We start from the raw sequence: 17871 nt of genomic DNA, 5'->3' as shown, positions 1-17871 counted from the left end.
TTCCGAGAACAAGGGCATGGCCGTGCCGTACGACCGGCTCAGGACTGGGTGCCGAGCCACTCCTGGAAGGTGGGTCCGGCGAGCTTGGCGTGCGGGCCGGGCAGGAAGACGCCGTCGGCGGCGAGCTCGGCATCGGGCATGCCGGACCCGTCGACGCCGACGACCTTGATGCCTCGGCGGGCGCCGAGAAGTTGCGCCGCCTCCGCCATCGTCTCCCCGCGGGGTCCGGCGATCTCGGGGATCGGCGTTCCTGGGGCGGGCGCTCCGGGATCGAGGGCAAGGTCGACCAGTTCCTCGGCCACGGTGCGGCAGGCCACGAGCTGGGTGGGCAAGGCCGGGATGTAGGCGACGTCGCCCTGCTGCCAGTCCAGGAGCTGGCCGACGAACTCGTGGAACTGCGCGGCCCGCAGGATGCGGACGGGGATCGGGCCGGTCAGGAGGAGTTCCTCGTGCACCTTCTTGGCGGCGAGGAAACCGGCGGTGGCCTTGTCGGCGCCGATGATGGACGCCATGGCGATCTGGGTGACCCCCGCCTGCTGTCCGTACTCGTGCAGATTGCGGGCAGACGTGCGGAAGAACTCCGTCGCCGCCTCCTGGTCGGAGGAGTGCCACGAGGCGACGTCGATGATGACATCCACCCCGGTGAGCGCCTCAGCGAGGCCCTCACCGGTGATGATGTCCACGCCGGTGGCTCGGGACATCGGCACGACCCGGTGCCCTCGTTCGGTGAGGACGTCGACGACGTGGCGGCCGAGCCGCCCGGTCGCTCCCGCCACCGCGAACGTGGTGTTGCTCATGCTGAATGCCTTTCTTACTCGCTGTAGTTCTGACCCGGGGGCATGCCGGGGATCGGCTTGGCGATGAGAGCGGCGGGGGTGAAGAAGCCGATGTGGGCGATCGCCATGATCAGCGACCACATCGCCTTGTCGTCGTAGTGCGCGGACGCCCTGGCGTACAGCTCGTCGGGGACGCGCTCCCCGGACGGGTTCGGGGTGAGGACCGCCTCCACGAGCTCCAGCGCGATCCGTTCTGCGTCGGTGAAGTAGGTGGCGTCCCGCCAGGTGGCCACGGCGGTGATGCGCTCCTCCGTTTCCCCCAACTGGCGCAGGTTGCCGGTTTCCCGGATGGCGAAGTACGTGCTGCCGAGGATCTGCCCGGCGCGCAGCTGCAGCAGGCTGATGGTCGTCGGGGGAATGGCGCCGTTCTGGAGAGCCTTGTGCAGACCTGCGCCGACCTCCACCATCTCGGGGAGGTAGGGGAGGGGGTTGGGCATCCGTGACCGCTGGTCGGTCGTCGTGGGTGTGGACATGGGGAAGACTTCCCTTCTCATTCTCAACTCGTCGCAGTGCCGTACGGATCGTCCGCGCGGCGTCCTGACGACCACGAGACGCCGGCGCCCCGATCCCTGTAACAGCGCGGCCATGTGACATAGGCCACCTACCGTGGGTGTTACAAAGCGGTCGGGATCGGCGTCTTGTACGTGTGGCAGTGCTGAGAACGAACAGGCAGGAGCGGGGCATGACCGAGCGCGGCGAACGAAGCGCCGACCCGGCCGAGCCGCTCGATCGTGCCGACCACGTCGGCTCAGCGGACTCCGCCACCGAGGCGTTCGTCGCCCACCGCAACCTGCTGTTCACCGTCGCCTATGAGATGCTCGGCTCGGCCACCGACGCCGAAGACGTGCTGCAGGAGACCTGGCTGCGATGGGTGGACGTCGATCTCGACACCGTGCGGGAGGAGCGCGCCTACCTGGTACGGATCGTCACCCGGCAGGCGCTGGACCGGCTACGCGCGCTCGGTCGGCGCAAGGAGTCCTACGTCGGGCCGTGGCTGCCCGAGCCGTTGCTCACCGCGCCTGATGTGGCCGAGGACGTCGAGCTCGCCGAGAGCGTCTCGATGGCGATGCTGCTCGTGCTTGAGACGCTTCAGCCGACCGAGCGGGCGGTGTTCGTGCTGCGCGAGGTGTTCGATCTGGACTACGACGAGATCGCCGAAGCCGTCGACAAGAGCCCGAACGCGGTCCGCCAGATCGCCTACCGGGCGCGGGCACACATCGCCGCCCGCCGGCCCCGCGGCATCGCCTCCCCGGCCGAGACCCGAGCCGCGCTCCAGGCCTTCCAGCGAGCGGTCGAAACCGGCGATCTGCAGAGCCTGCTCGACGTCCTCGCGCCGGACGTCGTCGCCCTGAGCGACGGCGGCGGCGTCAAACACGCCCTGCTGCGGCCTGTCGTGGGGATCGACAACGTGGCTCGCCTGCTGGCCGTCGGCTGGTGGAAGCGCGACGAGGAAAGGACGGTCGAGCTGGTTCAGATCAATGGCGGGCCTGGGCTGCTCGTGCGAGTCGACGGGGAGATCGACGGAGTGGTGGCGGTGCGCGTGGAGAACGGCTACGTCACCGGCGCCTACCACGTGCGTAATCCCGAGAAGCTGTCGCGTGTGGAGCGGGAGACCGCCGTGACCCGCTGAGCTTGGCGAGAGCGGCAACGCCGGCAAATGGCGGCGGCGACAAGACCGAAGAGCAACAACGGATCAGCGCGGAATGACGGGGACGCGGCGGGACGGCCTGGTGTTCACCGAGGCCGACGACAGCCAGGGGGAAGGCGAGCGCCAGCGTCGGCTTCCGCCGTACGGCGGGCGCCTTGTCGACCCCTATAAGAACGCCCTCGCGACGCCCAAATCACCGTGTATAAGTCCACGGACCACGCGGTCGAAGACGCTGCCGCCGCCCGGGTTGTCCTCGATCGGGCCGCCGCTGGCAACGTCGGCGTCTCCGTGAACATCTGACCGAGAGGTCGTGCGTTCGCTGTCTTCCATCGGTCGAATTGGCGGATGTAGCCAGCGACGGCGGGGGAGCCGTCTGACCATCGTCAGTGGGAGGTGATCACGGCATGGGGGCGCCGACCTTGACTGCGGATGTGGCGCCGCCGCCGGGCAGCCCGTAGCGCTGGAAGAGCTGGCCTTGGCCCGGTTGCGCAGCGCGACCGCCGAGGGGGAACTCGTCCAGACGGAAGGTGACTGTCGTATGTGCGTCATTCCGATCGAGGACGAGCCGGGCGGGCTCGATGCAGTCACTCATAGCGGGTGATAAGTGCACACGTTGTTATGGAGAGACAGCACCATACTCCGTCAGCTGGCGAAGCCGAAGATGGCGGCGAGCATGCCGCGGACGTTGGCGAGCCGAGCCTCCGGCAGGTCGCCCACCTTTTCCTTCAGTCGGCCGCTGTGCACGGTGGTGATGCGGTCGATCATCGCCGCGCGCCCGCCACCGACGTCGATGGAGAACGCGGTCAGCGCGGTCGCCATGTCCGCGGCCTCCACGTATGCGGTGAGGACGTTGTCGCCGTACAGGGTGTGGTAGAAGTCGCCGGACACGATGAGGCGGACCTCTTCGCGGTCGGCGAGCTGGATTGTCCAGAGTTCCCCGAATCGGTGGCTCACGCGGCGGCTCCGCCCTGCTTGTTCTTCAGCGCGTTCTGCAGGTCGGCGTGCATCGTGGCCTCGTCGGCCTCCTGGCCCGTGATGGCGGGGGAGCCGTAGAACCTGGCCCGGGCCGCCTGGGCGTGGGTGGCGGCGAGTTCCCGCAGAAGACCCCGTTCGATGACGGCCGACAGGCTGAGCCCGTTCGCCTCGGCGTGCGCCCGCGCCTTCTCCAGGATCCACGGGGCGATGCTGATCGACGTCTTATCCTTAGCCATACCTGGAGTGTAGCTGCCTGGTAATACTCGGGGTAGGTGGATTTAAGGGGATCCCGCAGATGGCCGGGCGGGCCTACCGTCCGGTTCCGTGGCTCTCAACGAGGTAACGTAGTCCTACTTCCGTGAGTCACAAATACCGACTAGATCTTGTAAGCATTCTCGGTTTTTCAACCTATGAGAATGAAGATTCTCGCGAGTTGATCACTATGATGGGCTGCCGTGACAGAGATCGTCTCGGGGGCAGCGCCGTACCTGCCCGACGTGCCGCCCGGCCCGCCGGCGCGCAATCCCTACCTCGTCTACCTGAAATCCCTCGGGGGTGCGCAGTCCCGGCGGACCATGGGCGGATGTCTCGACCGCATCGCCCGGATCCTCGGCTACACGACCGGCGAGACCGTGCCATGGGGACTGCTGCGCTACCAGCACGCGGCGGCACTCCGCAGTGAACTGGTGAACCAGGTTCACCTCGATGCCGACGGTGAGCTCGTCCCCTGGTCGCCCTCCAGCGTGAACAAGCACCTGAGCGCGCTGCGCCAGGTCCTCTACCACGCCTGGATGCTCGGCCAGATGACCGCCGAGGACTACCACCGCGCGAAAGCCGTCAAAAACGTCAAAGGCGGCACTCGTGCCAAAGCCGGACGGAACGTCGCCGAGCACGAAGTCGCCGCGATGCTGAAAGCATGCCTGGCCGCCGGCGACCTGATCGGCATCCGCGACGCCGCGGTGATCGCCGTACTCCAGTCGACCGGCATGCGCCGCGACGAACTGGCCAAGGCCACCCGGGCGAACTACGACCCCGGCGACCGCCGCCTGCTCATCACCGGCAAAGGCGGCAAGTCACGCGAGGTCTACCTCCACGAGGTCGCCGCGGTCTACCTCGGACGGTGGCTCGCCGCGACCGAACACATCCGCGGCCCGCTGATCGCACCCGTGAACCGCTGGGGCGCCGCCACCGCCCGGCACCTGTCACCCGACGCCATCGCCGCGGCGCTGGAACGCCGCCGCCGCCAGGCCGGCCTGCCCCGCCTGTCACCCCACGACCTCCGGCGTACGTTCGCGGGCGACCTGCTCGACAACGGCGTCGACCTCGCCCGCGTCCAGCAGCTCATGGGCCACGCATCCCCCGTCACCACCTCCGGCTACGACCGGCGGCCCGGCCGCCAACGCCGCGCCGCCGTCGACACCCTGACCCTTCCCCGCCCCGAAGACCTCGCCACGTGAGCGCTCAATTGAGCGTGGCCGGCACTACGACAACACCGGGACGCAGGCGGCTGCACCGCTCGGGAAGGTGGCCCTGGCCCGAGCAGACCAGGCGAGCCCCGTTGCCGTCGGCTCTCGATCCCTCCCACGGTCTGGGAACTGGCCACGGTGATATGCATACGCTCGAGTTCCGCCGTACTTGCGTGGCCATGGTCGGCTCTGTCTCGCCGGTCAGGGCCATTCGAGGCGGACAAGGAGGGTCTCACGCTGTTCTTCGAGGACGACGTACGTGGCGAGGCCGCGTTCGCCGAAGGCGTGGGCGAGCATGTTCGATCTGGGCTTCGCCCGGTTGTACGGTTCCCCGCTCCACGGAGCGGTCTCCAGGAGTGTGAACAACTCCGCGAGCGGGCGCAGCGCCTCATCGGGTAGCGCGGTGATCTGCTCTTCGGCGACCGGATCAACGATGAGCTTGTACACCTACACGTCGATTCCGCGAGCGGCGAGGATCTCACGCCACGGCCTGCCCTCGGGCCGGGGGCCTCCGGACAGCACCTGCCCGGCCCGGTTGTGCATCTGCCGCCGGCCTTCGGGGTCCCGTACCGAGTCGCAGGCGGAGATCCACCACCGGTGCACGAACGCGTTCAGCGCCCCGAGTTCGAGGCTGACCCGCACTTCGTCGAGCACCGTCTTCAGCCCGGCGTCGAACGCCTCGCGGTCTTCCGGGATGACCAGGGCGCCACGTATGGCTCGCAGGTTCTTCTCCGGCAACGGCGTCTCGCCCGGCACGAAGCCGTACGGCTGCGCGGTCATGGCCTGCTCCCTTCCTCGCCTCTAGAGAGTACAGAGCCGATACGACATCTTGATGAAGATCCACGCGGGGCGGGGCAGGTCGTCGGAGGCGCGGACGAGGGCGACATCCCAGCCCGGGCCGGAACCGGCGAATGCGCAGGCAGGGCAGACCGATGGGCAAGCGGTCTCGCGGCGGCACTGATGGGTCGGTACGGCCCTCCTGAGCTCGGCCTTCGCCAGGGTCTCCGCGTCCCGGCCGCGGTCACCGTAGGCGGCACCCATCCCGGCGGCTGACCATGCGCCGGCTCGGCCCGTCCCCGAGCCCGCTGGCCGTACACGTGTGGGTGCCGGTGGAGCCGCCAACGCCGCGCCGCCATCGACACCCTCACTCTGCCCCACCTCGAAAATCTTTCGGCCGGAGGGCCAAGGTGAGCAGCGCCATCCGACCTCCGGACGGGGTGCCGTACCAGTCGCAGCAGGATGCCGACCTCGCGGCGGCAGGGTTCCACCAGTTCTCGGTGGAGAAGGTGTGCAGGATCAACCACCCGGCCGGGGAGACAGGAGTTCGGTGAGGTGGGCGGCGAGGGCGTCGATCGTCGGATAGTCCCAGGTCAGCGTCGGCTCGACCAGCAGGCCGACGGCCTCTTCGATGTCGACGCACAGGCTGAGCGCGTGGATCGACTCCCATCCATAGGTGCGGAGCTTGGCGCTCGGATCGATCTCTACGGGAGACCGTTCAAGGTAGTGGGCCACCCGCTCGGTAAGCCATCGGTGCACGTCATGGTCGGACACGGCCTCTCCTGGGTCGGATCTCAGGCACGCTCATGAGGCGGTTTCCAGCAGGTCGTGCACCGCGGGTACCAGCTCGGCGTGCAGTGGCGTGAGGCTCCCGCTGAGGAACAGTTGCCTCATGTGCCGGCGGCAGAGCTTGCCGCTGGTGGTCTGCCGCACCACGCCACGGGCTACCAGCATCAGACTCAGCGGGATGCCGAATTCCTTCGCCACCAGGTCCATGACCTGTTCGGCCATTTCGCCGAGGGTCGCGGCATCTCCGCGGCGTACCTCCTGGATCAGGACGACGTGTTCCCCGCCGTCCGGCCGGCGGATGCCGAAGGCGGCGCTTCGGCCGGCACTCGAGTTCGCCCGGGATGCCGCCTCCTCCAGATCCTGGGGATAGAGGTTGCGGCCGTTGACGATGATGAGGTCCTTGATCCGCCCGGTTACATAGAGCTGCCCGTCCAAGAGGAACCCCAGGTCGCCGGTGCGCAGCCAGCGGCCCTCGCCCGCGTGGAAGGTGGCCCGGGTTTCCTCGGGGCGGCCACGGTAGCCGAGGGCCACGCTCGGGCCCGCCACCCAGATCTCCCCGATCCTGCCGTCGGGCACGGGGGCACAGTCGTTCGGGTCGACGATTCGCAGGTCGAGCCCGGAGGCCGGGCCGCACGCCACCAGGGGAACCCCGTCGGGGTCAGCGATCGCCTGATGCCGCTCCAGCGCGGAGGCGTCGAACCTGCATACCGTCACGCCCTGCCTTCGCGGCGTGCAGGTGACCATCAGCGTGCACTCGGCCAGGCCGTACCCGGGATTCCACGTGGTCGGGCGGAAGCCGACAGGTGCGAATCTGCGCTCGAAATCGGCGAGGGTGGCGGCTTTGATCGGCTCGGCTCCGCTGAGGGCCATGGTCAGGGTGGACAGGTCCAGGCCGGCGAGTTGCTCATCGGTGATCCGGCGAGTGCACCAGGCGTATCCGAAGTCTGGAGAAACGGTCCAGTCCACGCCGTACCGGCTGATCAGTTCCAGCCAGCGCACGGGCCGTGCGACGAACGCGTTCGGTGACATGAACACGAGGTCGGCGCCGGTGTGGAGTGCCTGCAGCTGGAGGCCGACCAGGCCCATGTCGTGGTAGTGGGGCAGCCATCCGCCCAGCCGTCGTGGCGGTTTTCCTTCTGTGAGGGACCGGAACAACTCCAGGTTGTGCAGCAGGTTGCCGTGTGAAACCTCGACGCCGCGAGGTTCGCTCGTCGAGCCGGAGGTGTACTGCAGGTAGGCGATGGCGCCGGAACCCAGGGCCGGCCGGGTCCAGCGGTCGGGATCGGCGGAGGGCACGACGACGCGGGCCGAGAGGCCGGACAGTTGGGAGGCGTGCGCGGGATCGGTCAGGACCAGGCGGGCGCCCGCGTCCCGCAGCAACGCCGCCACGCGCCTCATCTGCGGGGCACCCGAGTCCGGCAGCGGCGCGGGGATCGCCGGCACCCGGGCGTAGAGGCAGCCGAGGAACGCGACGGTGAAGTCAAGTCCGGCCGGATAGAGCAGCAGCGCCGGCTGGTCGGTCATGCCGAGTTCGGTGAGCCACACGGCGACGGCGCGGGCTCGCCGATCCAGCTCGGTGAAAGTGAGCTGGGTCGGCTCGCCGTTGTCCTGTATGAATACCAGCTGCCGTTCGGCGCTGAGGCGGTCCCGGATGTGCGTGACGAAATCGGTCATTCCGGCAGCCCCTCACGGACGTACCACGAGATCAACCGGTCGAGGACCTCGGCCGTGACGGCCGGCGGTGCCGCCAGGTCCCGCCACGCGAAGTCGTAACGATGCCGGAAGTAGGTCGCGGTGTATTTGGCTCGCATGTTGACCACGGCCTCGAACCGGTTGAAGGGCACGTCCTCGATCTGCTCGGGCGTGGCCGGGATGAGCTCGATCGGAAGCCAGGCGTTGAGCACCTCGAACAGATCGCGTACGGGCACGGTCTGTCCGTTCACCACATGGAAGATCGGACGGTCGAGATCCGCGGCGGCGATCGAAAGCAGTCTGGACACCGTCGTGTCGATGGGGGTCAGGTGGAGATTGGCGTCCGGGTGGCAGGGCAGGCGGACCCGCTCGCCGGGGTTACGCCGGGCGAAGAAGGCCATCACCCGGAGGAAGTCGTACAGGCCGTAGTCGGTGAGCGCGCGGCCGGTGCAGGAGTGGCCGACCACCACGCCCAGCCGGGCCGTCAGGACGGTGCCCTCGCCGACTGACCGCGACCGGGCCAGCGCGATCTCCGCTTCACGCTTGGAGTACTCGTAGAAATTCCGGAACCTGTCGGGCGAATCGGAGGCGGGCCAGTCCTCGGGCACGGGACCTCCCGTGTCGAGCCCGCACTGATAGGCCGTACCGATGTAGACGTAGCGCGACCCCGGACGGGCATGTCGCTCGTAGGTGGCCAGGGCGTTGGCGGAACCCGCCACGTTCACGTTCAGCAGTTCCACCTCGCGGCGGGGGAAGAAGGTGACGAGCGCGGCGGTGTGCCAGTAGGTGCAGGGCTCGGCGAAGACCTCGGCCACCGGAAGGCCGAGATCCGGCTCGTCCAATGCCAGCCTGCGCACCCGGAGCCGGTCCACCGGAGATTCGTCGAAGCCGAGGCAGCGCAGTGCGTCCGCGACCCGGCGGCGCACCACCTCCACGGAGGCGCGAGCCAGGGCGATCACTTCGTCACCTCGGGCCAGCAGCGCGCCGATCAGATGGGACCCCACGAATCCGTTGGCTCCGTCGATCACCTGAACGTTCATCGGAGAACCTTCCCATGAAGGCTAGCGAACCGTAAAGTATCAGTCACCCAACGTGGTCAAACTCGGGAGGCTTCATGCTCAACGACCTGCAGTTGCGCAAGATGGCTCATCTCTTCGCACTCCTGGACGTGGACGACGACCAGGTCATCGACAAGATGGACTACACCGCCTCGGCCGACCGGCTGGTGAACGCGTTCGGATTCGCGCCGGGCTCGGCTGAGTCGCAGCGGGTCAGGGAGCGGTACGCGAGGCTGTGGGACGAGGTGACGCTTCCCATGGACGCCGACGGAGACGAACGCGTCGACCTGACAGAGTTCACGGCCGGGTTCGACCGGTTCGTCACACAGCCCGAGGAGGGCTACAGCAGGCATATCGCGCCGGTCGCCGACGCGTTCTACGACCTGATGGACACCGACGGAGACGGGCGGATCACTCGGACCGAGTATCTCCGGATGGCCGGAAGCGCATTTCGCATGTCGGAGGCGAACAGCCTCCTGGCGTTCGGGCATCTCGACCTGGACGGCAACGGCTCACTGAGCACGGAGGAACTGCACGCCGCGACTGAGCAGTTCTTCCGCAGCCCTGAGGCGGACGCCCACGGCAACTGGTTGTTCGGCCCGCTCCCTTCGCGGGCCTGAATCAGCCCCTCCCTCCGCTTCGCCACGGCGAAGGTACGGCGGATGACTGCTCGCCTGCTGGCGCAGCGCGAGCAAGCTTTATTCTGTTTGGTATCGGCCGTCTCCTACCCCCGGCGGGATATCACAGCGTTGTCCTGTCTCAGGGAAGTTGGCCCCTGTCTCACCAAGGTGGCCCCGCACGGGATAACTGCGCAACCGGATCGCTCACTGATCGGCTGCAGTGGGACTTCACCGCGACGGCATAGCATCACAACGGAACGCTCTGCGTCACAGTGAGCACTCAGCCTGGTCTCCCTTACGACTTCGATCATGAGGTCGCTGTCTGCCAGCCGTGGGCGGTGAGCAGACGGCGGATGCCGTACGACCCGAGCGGGGTCAGGCGGACGGCGGCGCTGTCGCGAACAGCGGTGAGCGCGGGCCGCAAGATCGCCTGCATGAGCTGCTCGTCCGACAGCCCAGGCCCAGAGGACGGATCATCGTCCCCATCGTGACTGGACTGCTGGTAGAAGGTGGCCGCCAGTTCCTTCAGCACCGGTTCGAAGGCGTCATGGCCAGGATCGCGGCTGGTTCGTTCGACCACACCGGCCAGTGTCCAGTCGCTCATCACCGCGTGAACGGCCGCGAAGAGGCTGTCGGTGCAGCCGTACATGCCCATCACCTCGCCCGTGGCCGCGGCGATGGCCAGAGCCGGGAACAAGGCCGGGACGGGCCGCCCGGCCAGCCCGTCCAGGATCTGGGCGGTGAGGGGGAAGACGTCCTCCTGAGGTGCCATACGGCCGAAGTAGCCGCGGTCGGCGCGTTCGGCTTCGAGGCGGGCGCGTAACAGCCCGGCCAGCAGCCGAGCCCAAATCTCCAGCCGCTGTTCGGCTGAGCCGTCCTCCCAAGCCCGTACGGCGGCGCCGATGACGGCCTTGGACCCGCGGATCTCGATGAGTCCGGCCTCGACGGCCGCGCACCACAGGCCGTGCAGCGCGGGAAGGTCCTTGGCACTTCGAACCTTCTTCGGCTTACCGTCTGTGCGCGCAGCCTCCCGCGCCCTGCGCCGGAGAACCCAGTCACCGAACGCGGACTCTCCCGAGGCGAGGGCTACCTGCGCCATGGCGGGCAGGAGGGGCTCCGCCAACCCGAGCTCAGCCGCAGCCTGGACGGCATCGACGGGCCGCGGCAACTTGCTGGGGGTCAGCGCGCGCCCCGTGTCCACCCAGCGGGCCAGCGCGAGTGCCCGTCGTAGCAGAGGCGAGGCGGCGGCCTGGTCGGCGAGCTGCTCAGCGGACGCAGGCTCACGCGGCGCCAGCGACCGCTCCTCCTCCGCTTCGAGCTGGACAAGCCTCGGGAACAGCGCCGCGAACACCGGATCGACGTCACCGGTTCCGGACGGCAGGTCGCGCCCGGCCACCGCGCCATTGCGGCGGAACAGCGAGTTGAGCGCGAGCCGGTCGGCGTCCGTGAAGGTACCGGGGGTGTAGTCGTAGGAGTCCTCCTCCGGGGCCAGGCCCCGACCGGCGACGCAGGCCGGATAGAGCGTGTCCGGCTCGGCTGGAGCGACATCCTCCACCTCGATCCGGTGCAACCACTCATCGCCCAGGTCGTAGGTGAAATCGAAGGCGGCGCCCGGGCGCGGTGCGACCTGGCGGAGGCTGACGGTGTCCTCATGGACCATTGCGGGCCCGAAGTCGAAGATCTGCCGCTCGCACAGCATGTCGGGGCCGTAGCCGACGCTGCCGACGTCGAATCTGTGCAGGTGATCGCCGTCCCATTCGAAGGCGTCCTGCAGGATGTCGCTCAGCTCGCCGAGTGTCACACCCGAGGGCACCTGCAGTCGCCGCCACACCGCGGGGCGGAAATCCCGCAGCGTGACCTTCAGGTGATGAACCTCCGCGGGAACATCAGGAGGCTGAGACATCAGAAAGACTCCATCTACTGGGGGACGTGATCCCAGCCTATGGGGATCCATGAACGCACTGTGACGTTCGAGGCTCCTCGCGCGACAGCCCGGCCCGGGTAAAGCCTCGTCGACCGCCCCGCAGAAACGACGGTGGTCAGTTGGCTGCACGGAGTGAATCTCGCAGGATGGAATCGTGAATGGGTGGGCCGAATGGAACGACCCGGCAGAACTTCGAATCCGCCTGGACCTGGCATTGGTCGAGATCGCCGAGTTGCGGGAGGAGAACGAACGCCTACGCGACCTGCTGGAGAACGGGAACGCACAACAGCGGCGCCCGCAAGTCGCTCTGTCCAGCATCACTCCGCCCCCCAGAGAGTCCGGCTTGCCGTACGCGGACGCCTCCTCGTCACCGACGGAGAAGCTCGCGTTGTTCCGGGCGCTGTTCGTGGGCCGGACCGATGTGTACGCGACCCGCTACCTCAGCAAGAAGACCGGCAAGTATGCGTGGAGCCCCGCCGAGAAGGAGTATTGGCGAAAGAAGGACGACGCCGACCGTGAGTTCTTCCCCCTGACCGATCAGGTGCTCATCAGCCACCTCTCCAAACCATCCAACGAACGCGAGACCCACGTGGGCCTCTACCCCATGCTGCCCGACGACACCTGCCAACTTTTGGCCTGCGACTTCGACGGCTCCGACTGGCGCGAAGACGCCGCCGCCTATGTCACCGCCTGCCGGGAGGCGGGGATCCCCGCCGCGGCCGAGATCTCCCGATCCGGCGATGGCGCCCACGTGTGGATCTTTTTCACCGCGCCCGTCACAACCGCGTCGGCTCGTGCCATCGGCATGGCCATGTTGCGCGAGGCGATCGACCGCCGCGGACAGATGTCCCTGGCCAGTTACGACCGGCTCTTTCCCGCTCAAGACTCGCTGCCGACCAGCGCGCTGCCTCGGTTCCGATTCGGCAACTTGATCGCCCTGCCGCTGCAAGGCCTCTGCCGCGAAAACGGCACGACCGTCTTCTGCGACCCGGAGACCTGGACCCCCTACCCCGACCAGTTCGCCTACCTGTCCACGCTCCAGCGGCTCCATCCAGCAGAGGTACAAGCCCTCGCCGACAGACTCGGGCAAGTCCATGCCGGCCCATCGGCATCGGCATCCGGCATCCTCTCCGCTCGGCCGCGCCGCGGATCCCTCGGCAAAGCGCCGCAGGTCGTCCACGCCCGCCTCGGCGCGATGCTCGCCATCTCGACGTTGGGACTGCCGCCGCAGTTGGTCGCGGCGTTGAAGCACACCGCCTCCTTCCACAACCCGGAGTTCTACCGCCGTCAGGCGATGCGGTACTCCACCTTCGCCACGCCCCGGTTCGTGTGCTGTTTCGATGACACCCAGCCCGGCCGGCTGCGCCTGCCACGCGGCCTACGAGAGGACGCCGCCGCCCTCGTCAGCGCGGCGGGTGGAATCCTCGAGGTCTCCAGCGAGCTGCGCCGCCCGAAGCCGATCAACGCGAGGTTCACCGGCGAACTCACGCCGGTCCAGGCCGATGCCGTACAGGCGATGAGCAGGCATTCGACCGGCGTGCTGGTAGCCCCACCCGGACATGGCAAAACGGTAATGGCCTGCGCCCTGATCGCCCACCACGCTCTGCCGACAGCGATCATCGTCAACCGGGCCGAACTCCTGGACCAGTGGAAGGACCGCCTGGCCGTCTTCCTCGACCTCGGCGACGCCGACGTGGGCAGCCTCGGCAAGGGCAAGGACCGGCGCGGTCGCACCATCGACTTGATCATGCTGCAGTCGCTGACGAGCCGCCGCGCCGCCGACAACCTGCTGGACGGCTATGGCCTGGTCGTCATCGACGAGTGCCACGCCATCGGCGCGCCGGCCGCTGAAGCGGCGATTCGCCAGGTGAGCGTGGAGCGTTGGATCGGCCTGTCGGCCACGCCGTACCGTGCCGACCAGATGGACGCCATCATCACCATGCAGTGCGGCCCCATCCGGCACGAGATCGCGACGGAGGTCACCTTCGCCCGGCACCTGCTGGTGCACACCACCGCGTTCGCCACGGAAGAGATCGGCAATGACGGCACCTCCTTCCAGGCCACGTACGGCGAACTGGCCGCCGATCAGGCCCGCAACGTCCAGATCGCCGCCGATGTCGCCGACGCCGTCAACCGCGGGCGGCACAGCCTTGTCCTCACCAACCGCCTGGAGCATCTCGAACGCCTCGACACCACGCTGCGTGAACTCGGCGTGACACCGACCCTGCTGCACGGCAAGCTGACCCCAGCCGAGCGTGACCACCTTCGTACTCGGCTGGCCTTCGACCACGACGGGCCGCTGGTGCTGGTCGCCATCGACAAGATCGCAGGGGAAGGCTTCGACCTTCCCCGGCTCGACGCCCTGTTCCTGGCCGTCCCGATCTCCTTCAAGGGGAGAGTCATCCAGCAGGTCGGCCGGATCATGCGCGAGGCGGCGACCAAGCATGACGTCGAGGTTCACGATTATCTCGATGTGCTGGTCCCTCAACTGGTGCGGATGTACGGCAAACGGCGCCGTACCCTGACCCGTCTCGGCTTCACAACCACAGGAGACCATCTGCCGCCTCCTGAGCTGCTCTCCACGACGCAGCCGGAAACGGCGCCAAGGAGAGAAACGCCCACCACATCCGAGGTGCGGGCCTGGGCACGCGCCAGCGGGCTCCCGGTCGCATCACGCGGGAGACTTCGGCCGGAGATCTGGGACGCGTGGAAGTCAGCAGCGTGCTGACATCTGCCGACGTGATCGGCGAAGTCGGCTGCCGATGGGGGCGGGGCGGCCGTGGATCAGCAGAAGGCGACCATCTCGCGCAACTCGGCGACCTCGGCGTCGGATGCGGTGCCGAGCGGCCTGGACCGGGCGAACCGCTCGGTGGACACCGCTGTGATCTCCTCGGTGCGCGCCCAACTCGGCCGGTTCAGCCCGGACTCGGGCGAGTCGATGCGCACGTGATGGTCCAGACCGCGGTCTCGCGTGGTCAACGGCACCACGAGCGCCATGTCGATCGGGAACCGGCAGTGCGTCGCCGAGCCGACCACGACGGCCGGGCGTAGGCCGCCCTGCTCATGCCCGATCGGCTGGCCGAAGTCCACCAGCCACACTTGCCATGGCGCGAACCTTGCCGACCGGCTCAACGGCTGTACTCCGGGTACTCCTCGCCCGCGTCCGGCAGGCCGTCGCCGGCCGCATTGTCGGTCAGCCGCGCCTCGGCCCGGTAGCCGGCCGACTCCTCGGGGTCGGCGCGCAGCTCCTCGTACCGCCGCATGATTCGGTTGATCTTGTGTTCCTTGACCAGGCGCTTGACCGCCTCGCCCAGCGTCACGCCGTGGAAGTCCCGCATGTCAGCGGCCTTGCGCAGGTCTTGTACGCCGGTGTCGGCGCTGGCTGGAACCTGTGCAAGATCGTGACCGGTCGCGACTCGACGACCAAGTGGGCCGGTCGGTCAGGCTGGCGGACCAGGCCGAGGCGATCGGCGAGGTCCGCCAGGCGGTCGTCCCGCTGCCGGGCCGTACCCACCTCCCGCTCGCCGTGGCTTAGCGCGGGCGGATGCCCAGGAGACGCACGTCCAGGTGTGCTCCGGCCGATCGGTTCGAGCAACTGATATGGATTGACTGAGGCGTTTTCGCGCTCTTGCTTTCGTCGTCACTGTCATTATCGTAGTGTTTTGAACGACGGAGGTGACAGTGATGATGGCTCATGTTGCCGCGCGAGTTCCGCCGGCCTTGCTCAATCATGGGCGCGTGCTGCGCCCTATCGATGCCCAGAACTTCTACACCAACCCCCGGGCCGACTTTGCTCGGCTGGAACGGCGCGGGGCGCTGCACCGGCTTGCCCCGGGCCTGTTCGCTGCCGTCCCTGACGATGCCGTGGGCAGCGACTGGCTGCCGCCGCTAGAAGCCGCCGCGCTCGCGGTCGCTGCCGCCGGGGGGCGCACCGACGAGGTGGCGTTGATGGGGATCAGCGCCGCCCGTGTCCACGCGGCGATTCCGCGGGCTCTCAACGTCGCCGTGGTGGCTGTCGAGCGCCATCGCCGTACGTTGCGGTTGACCGACCGCGAGGCCGAGATTCTGTTTGTGCGGCGTGACGTGGGCCGGCTGGACGTGCAGCGGCATCGCACCGAGCTGGGCCAGGGGTGGGTGACCACCGTGGAGCAGACCGCGCTCGATCTCATTGCCCGGCCTGATGTCGGCGGTGCGCCGGACGCGGCGAGGGAGGCGATCGCTGCGCTGATTCCGCGGGCCGATGCCGACCTGCTGCGGGAGTTGGCCGCGGCACAGCGCCGCCGTCGGGTAGTGGACCAGGCCCTCGCGCACCATCGCAGGATGGCTTGACGTGCTCGCCGCCGATGAATTGCGGGAGGTCGCCTCTCGGTTCGGGGTCGATGAGACCCAGGTCCGCCGGGATCACCTGATCTCCCACCTGCTCGCAGCGGTGAGCGCCACGGCGAGAGACTCGGTGATCTTCTTCGGAGGCACCGCGCTGTCGCGTAGCTTGGTGCCCGACGGTCGGCTGTCCGAGGACGTGGACCTGATTGCCCTCGGCCGGCGAACCGAGGTGGCCGAGCGGCTGGACCGGGCCATTCCGCGAGCCCTGCGCCGCGAGTACCCCGGCCTGACCTGGGATCCCTCGCTTATCGCCGGCCGCGACACCGATCCCGCGATCCTGCACTCGCCTGATGGCGTGGCTGTTCGCGTTCAACTCCTCAACGCCGTCGGCTATCCACAATGGCCCACTGAAGAGGTCGATCTCGTGCAGCGCTACTCCGACGCCCCGGCGGCCGTGCTCACGGTGCCCACCGCAGCGGGGTTCGTCGCCGCGAAGACCGCGGCGTGGCACGATCGGGCCGCAGCACGCGATCTGTGGGACTTGTGGGCGCTGGCGGAGCGCGGCCACCTGACCGAGGAGGCCGCCGACCTATACGCCAGGGTCGGGCCGACGAACGGCAGACCTGACCCCGCTACCTTCAGCGAAGCCCCCTCCGAGGATCGGTGGCGGCGAGACCTCGGCGGACAGGTGCGGTTGACTGTGACCGCGGCCAAGGCGCTCGCCGTAGTCCGCAAGAGCTGGGCTCGGCTCGCTGTGCCGAGCTGTATCCCGGCCCGTGGGGATTCGTCGTGAAGGACGCGCCTCCGTCGTTCTGTCACTCCCTCGGCCGGGCGTGATGCCGCATATCGGTGAGGCGGTCTGCGGTCGGCATGGGCGTAGGTTAGGGCGTCGCGAGCTCCGCCCAGACGATCTTGCCGCCGGTTCTGGGCCAGCGGAAGCCCCACGCTTTGGCGTACGTCTCGACCAGCCAGAGGCCGCGGCCGCCTTCCTCGTCGTCGCCGGGGACGCGCATGCGCGGCGGGGTTCTGCTTTCGTCCCATACCTCGATGACCGTGCTGGAGGAGTTCCGGTAGAGGCAGAGGCAGATCGGCTTCATTTCGTCGCGCTGGGCGATCATGGATGAGGGAGCGCTGACGCGCATGGTCGGCGGGCCGGACGTCATGCGCGAGCAGATCGCCCACCTGGCCGAGCAGGCCCGCGACCCGTTCGTCACCGTGCAGGTCGTGCCCTTCGCGGCGGGCGCCCATCCCGGCATGCCGGGCAGCTTCGTGGTCATGAAGTTCGGCCCGGACGACCCCGACATCGTGTACGTCGACTCGATGGCCGGCGACCTGTTCCTGGAGCAGGAAACCGCGCTGACACGGTACAACGGCATCTTCGAACACCTGCGCGCCATAGCGCTCAGCCCTGGCGACACCACGGCCATGCTGAAGAAGCTGGCCGCATCCTAGAGAGGAACCGGGAATGACCGACCTGTCCAACGCCAACTGGAAGAAGAGCACGCTCAGCGGCGACGGCCAAAGCTGCGTGGAAGTGGCGATCACCGACACCGTGATCGGCGTCCGCGACACCAAGGACCGCGAGGGCGGCACGCTCGTCTTCAACCGTGACGAATGGCGCGCCTTCCTCGGCGGCGTACGCAACGGAGAGTTCGACCTCGACTAGAGACACGACCAGGCCCCGACAGCTCGCCGCGGCGAGCCCTCGACGAAGCCGCATCGTCGAGGGCCCGCGACTTCCGTATCCGTTTGTAATACACTCA

Annotated in this window: 25 protein-coding genes; 10 read left to right on the top strand and 15 right to left on the bottom strand. The window is 68.2% G+C overall.

Going from position 1 to position 17871, the window contains the following annotated elements; genetic code table 11:
- Nucleotides 1–38: 38 nt before the first annotated feature.
- Together ACFHYQ_RS08160 and ACFHYQ_RS08155 are read right to left on the bottom strand one after the other, a co-directional pair.
- Nucleotides 39–797, bottom strand: coding sequence for an SDR family oxidoreductase (locus ACFHYQ_RS08160; RefSeq protein WP_394300480.1), 759 nt, complete (start codon nucleotides 795–797; stop codon nucleotides 39–41).
- A gap of 14 nt (nucleotides 798–811) precedes the next feature.
- Nucleotides 812–1309 (bottom strand): carboxymuconolactone decarboxylase family protein, encoded by a 498-nt coding sequence (locus ACFHYQ_RS08155; RefSeq protein ID WP_394300479.1) that lies wholly within the window; start codon nucleotides 1307–1309, stop codon nucleotides 812–814.
- 209 nt (nucleotides 1310–1518) lie between these two features.
- Here ACFHYQ_RS08155 and ACFHYQ_RS08150 point away from each other — a divergent pair, with 209 nt between their 5' ends.
- Nucleotides 1519–2466: an RNA polymerase sigma-70 factor gene (locus tag ACFHYQ_RS08150; RefSeq protein WP_394300478.1), complete on the top strand. Its 948-nt coding sequence runs from the start codon at nucleotides 1519–1521 to the stop codon at nucleotides 2464–2466.
- Nucleotides 2467–2682: 216 nt separating this feature from the next.
- Nucleotides 2683–2784, top strand: coding sequence for a hypothetical protein (locus ACFHYQ_RS08145; protein WP_394300477.1), 102 nt, complete (start codon nucleotides 2683–2685; stop codon nucleotides 2782–2784).
- A gap of 97 nt (nucleotides 2785–2881) precedes the next feature.
- Here the strand turns inward: ACFHYQ_RS08145 and ACFHYQ_RS08140 are convergent, their stop codons facing one another.
- From ACFHYQ_RS08140 to ACFHYQ_RS08130, 3 genes are read right to left on the bottom strand one after another with little or no spacing between them, the layout of a single operon-like run.
- Nucleotides 2882–3076 (bottom strand): hypothetical protein, encoded by a 195-nt coding sequence (locus ACFHYQ_RS08140; protein WP_394300476.1) that lies wholly within the window; start codon nucleotides 3074–3076, stop codon nucleotides 2882–2884.
- A 50-nt stretch (nucleotides 3077–3126) separates the two neighbouring features.
- The gene (locus ACFHYQ_RS08135; RefSeq protein ID WP_394300475.1) at nucleotides 3127–3438 is read right to left on the bottom strand and encodes a type II toxin-antitoxin system PemK/MazF family toxin; all 312 of its coding nucleotides are present in this window, start codon (nucleotides 3436–3438) and stop codon (nucleotides 3127–3129) included.
- Complete coding sequence (locus tag ACFHYQ_RS08130) at nucleotides 3435–3695, bottom strand: hypothetical protein (protein ID WP_394300474.1); 261 nt, start codon at nucleotides 3693–3695, stop codon at nucleotides 3435–3437. The genes ACFHYQ_RS08135 and ACFHYQ_RS08130 overlap by 4 nt, the downstream gene beginning before the upstream one ends.
- A 219-nt stretch (nucleotides 3696–3914) precedes the next feature.
- On the opposite strand from ACFHYQ_RS08130, the gene ACFHYQ_RS08125 reads away from it, so the two are divergent.
- The gene (locus ACFHYQ_RS08125; protein ID WP_394300473.1) at nucleotides 3915–4916 is read left to right on the top strand and encodes a tyrosine-type recombinase/integrase; all 1002 of its coding nucleotides are present in this window, start codon (nucleotides 3915–3917) and stop codon (nucleotides 4914–4916) included.
- Nucleotides 4917–5126: 210 nt separating this feature from the next.
- On the opposite strand, the gene ACFHYQ_RS08120 is transcribed toward ACFHYQ_RS08125, so the two are convergent.
- From ACFHYQ_RS08120 to ACFHYQ_RS08095, 6 genes are all read right to left on the bottom strand, one after another.
- A complete protein-coding gene (locus tag ACFHYQ_RS08120) occupies nucleotides 5127–5372 on the bottom strand; it encodes a hypothetical protein (protein ID WP_394300472.1) in 246 nt (81 codons plus the stop codon).
- Complete coding sequence (locus tag ACFHYQ_RS08115; protein ID WP_394300471.1) at nucleotides 5373–5705, bottom strand: DUF6247 family protein; 333 nt, start codon at nucleotides 5703–5705, stop codon at nucleotides 5373–5375.
- 21 nt (nucleotides 5706–5726) lie between these two features.
- A complete protein-coding gene (locus ACFHYQ_RS08110; protein ID WP_394300470.1) occupies nucleotides 5727–5966 on the bottom strand; it encodes a hypothetical protein in 240 nt (79 codons plus the stop codon).
- A 255-nt stretch (nucleotides 5967–6221) separates the two neighbouring features.
- Nucleotides 6222–6476, bottom strand: coding sequence for an acyl carrier protein (locus ACFHYQ_RS08105; RefSeq protein WP_394300469.1), 255 nt, complete (start codon nucleotides 6474–6476; stop codon nucleotides 6222–6224).
- 30 nt (nucleotides 6477–6506) lie between these two features.
- Nucleotides 6507–8165: a fatty acyl-AMP ligase gene (locus ACFHYQ_RS08100; protein WP_394300468.1), complete on the bottom strand. Its 1659-nt coding sequence runs from the start codon at nucleotides 8163–8165 to the stop codon at nucleotides 6507–6509.
- Nucleotides 8162–9223 (bottom strand): SDR family oxidoreductase, encoded by a 1062-nt coding sequence (locus ACFHYQ_RS08095; protein WP_394300467.1) that lies wholly within the window; start codon nucleotides 9221–9223, stop codon nucleotides 8162–8164. The genes ACFHYQ_RS08100 and ACFHYQ_RS08095 overlap by 4 nt, the downstream gene beginning before the upstream one ends.
- Nucleotides 9224–9297: 74 nt before the next feature.
- Here ACFHYQ_RS08095 and ACFHYQ_RS08090 point away from each other — a divergent pair, with 74 nt between their 5' ends.
- Nucleotides 9298–9861, top strand: coding sequence for an EF-hand domain-containing protein (locus ACFHYQ_RS08090; protein ID WP_394300466.1), 564 nt, complete (start codon nucleotides 9298–9300; stop codon nucleotides 9859–9861).
- Nucleotides 9862–10168: 307 nt separating this feature from the next.
- Here ACFHYQ_RS08090 and ACFHYQ_RS08085 read toward each other — a convergent pair whose 3' ends face one another.
- A complete protein-coding gene (locus ACFHYQ_RS08085) occupies nucleotides 10169–11764 on the bottom strand; it encodes a plasmid pRiA4b ORF-3 family protein (protein ID WP_394300465.1) in 1596 nt (531 codons plus the stop codon).
- Between the two features lie 175 nt (nucleotides 11765–11939).
- On the opposite strand from ACFHYQ_RS08085, the gene ACFHYQ_RS08080 reads away from it, so the two are divergent.
- Complete coding sequence (locus tag ACFHYQ_RS08080) at nucleotides 11940–14513, top strand: TOTE conflict system archaeo-eukaryotic primase domain-containing protein (RefSeq protein WP_394300464.1); 2574 nt, start codon at nucleotides 11940–11942, stop codon at nucleotides 14511–14513.
- 56 nt (nucleotides 14514–14569) lie between these two features.
- Here the strand turns inward: ACFHYQ_RS08080 and ACFHYQ_RS08075 are convergent, their stop codons facing one another.
- Together ACFHYQ_RS08075 and ACFHYQ_RS08070 are read right to left on the bottom strand one after the other, a co-directional pair.
- Nucleotides 14570–14917: a type II toxin-antitoxin system PemK/MazF family toxin gene (locus ACFHYQ_RS08075; protein WP_394300463.1), complete on the bottom strand. Its 348-nt coding sequence runs from the start codon at nucleotides 14915–14917 to the stop codon at nucleotides 14570–14572.
- Nucleotides 14914–15123, bottom strand: coding sequence for a hypothetical protein (locus ACFHYQ_RS08070; RefSeq protein WP_394300462.1), 210 nt, complete (start codon nucleotides 15121–15123; stop codon nucleotides 14914–14916). Before ACFHYQ_RS08070 ends, ACFHYQ_RS08075 begins: the two co-directional genes overlap by 4 nt.
- Nucleotides 15124–15176: 53 nt before the next feature.
- Between ACFHYQ_RS08070 and ACFHYQ_RS08065 the strand changes: the two genes are divergently transcribed.
- The 3 genes from ACFHYQ_RS08065 (at nucleotide 15177) to ACFHYQ_RS08055 (ending at nucleotide 16901) form a co-directional block, all read left to right on the top strand.
- Nucleotides 15177–15320 carry a hypothetical protein gene (locus ACFHYQ_RS08065; RefSeq protein ID WP_394300461.1) on the top strand — a complete coding sequence of 48 codons (144 nt, stop codon included), beginning with the start codon at nucleotides 15177–15179 and terminating at the stop codon, nucleotides 15318–15320.
- A 149-nt stretch (nucleotides 15321–15469) separates the two neighbouring features.
- A complete protein-coding gene (locus ACFHYQ_RS08060; RefSeq protein ID WP_394300460.1) occupies nucleotides 15470–16114 on the top strand; it encodes a hypothetical protein in 645 nt (214 codons plus the stop codon).
- A 1-nt stretch (nucleotide 16115) separates the two neighbouring features.
- Entirely contained in the window at nucleotides 16116–16901 is a 786-nt protein-coding gene (locus tag ACFHYQ_RS08055) for a nucleotidyl transferase AbiEii/AbiGii toxin family protein (RefSeq protein WP_394300459.1), read from the top strand.
- An 88-nt stretch (nucleotides 16902–16989) separates the two neighbouring features.
- Here the strand turns inward: ACFHYQ_RS08055 and ACFHYQ_RS08050 are convergent, their stop codons facing one another.
- Nucleotides 16990–17205, bottom strand: coding sequence for an ATP-binding protein (locus tag ACFHYQ_RS08050; RefSeq protein ID WP_394300458.1), 216 nt, complete (start codon nucleotides 17203–17205; stop codon nucleotides 16990–16992).
- A gap of 19 nt (nucleotides 17206–17224) precedes the next feature.
- Here ACFHYQ_RS08050 and ACFHYQ_RS08045 point away from each other — a divergent pair, with 19 nt between their 5' ends.
- Together ACFHYQ_RS08045 and ACFHYQ_RS08040 are read left to right on the top strand one after the other, a co-directional pair.
- Complete coding sequence (locus ACFHYQ_RS08045; protein WP_394300457.1) at nucleotides 17225–17560, top strand: DUF5753 domain-containing protein; 336 nt, start codon at nucleotides 17225–17227, stop codon at nucleotides 17558–17560.
- A gap of 13 nt (nucleotides 17561–17573) precedes the next feature.
- A complete protein-coding gene (locus tag ACFHYQ_RS08040) occupies nucleotides 17574–17774 on the top strand; it encodes a DUF397 domain-containing protein (RefSeq protein WP_394300456.1) in 201 nt (66 codons plus the stop codon).
- Nucleotides 17775–17871 lie beyond the last annotated feature (97 nt).

This window comes from Sphaerimonospora cavernae (genome assembly GCF_042435035.1).
Lineage (GTDB): Bacteria > Actinomycetota > Actinomycetes > Streptosporangiales > Streptosporangiaceae > Sphaerimonospora > Sphaerimonospora cavernae.
This window is presented reverse-complemented; position numbering and strand designations above follow the sequence as displayed.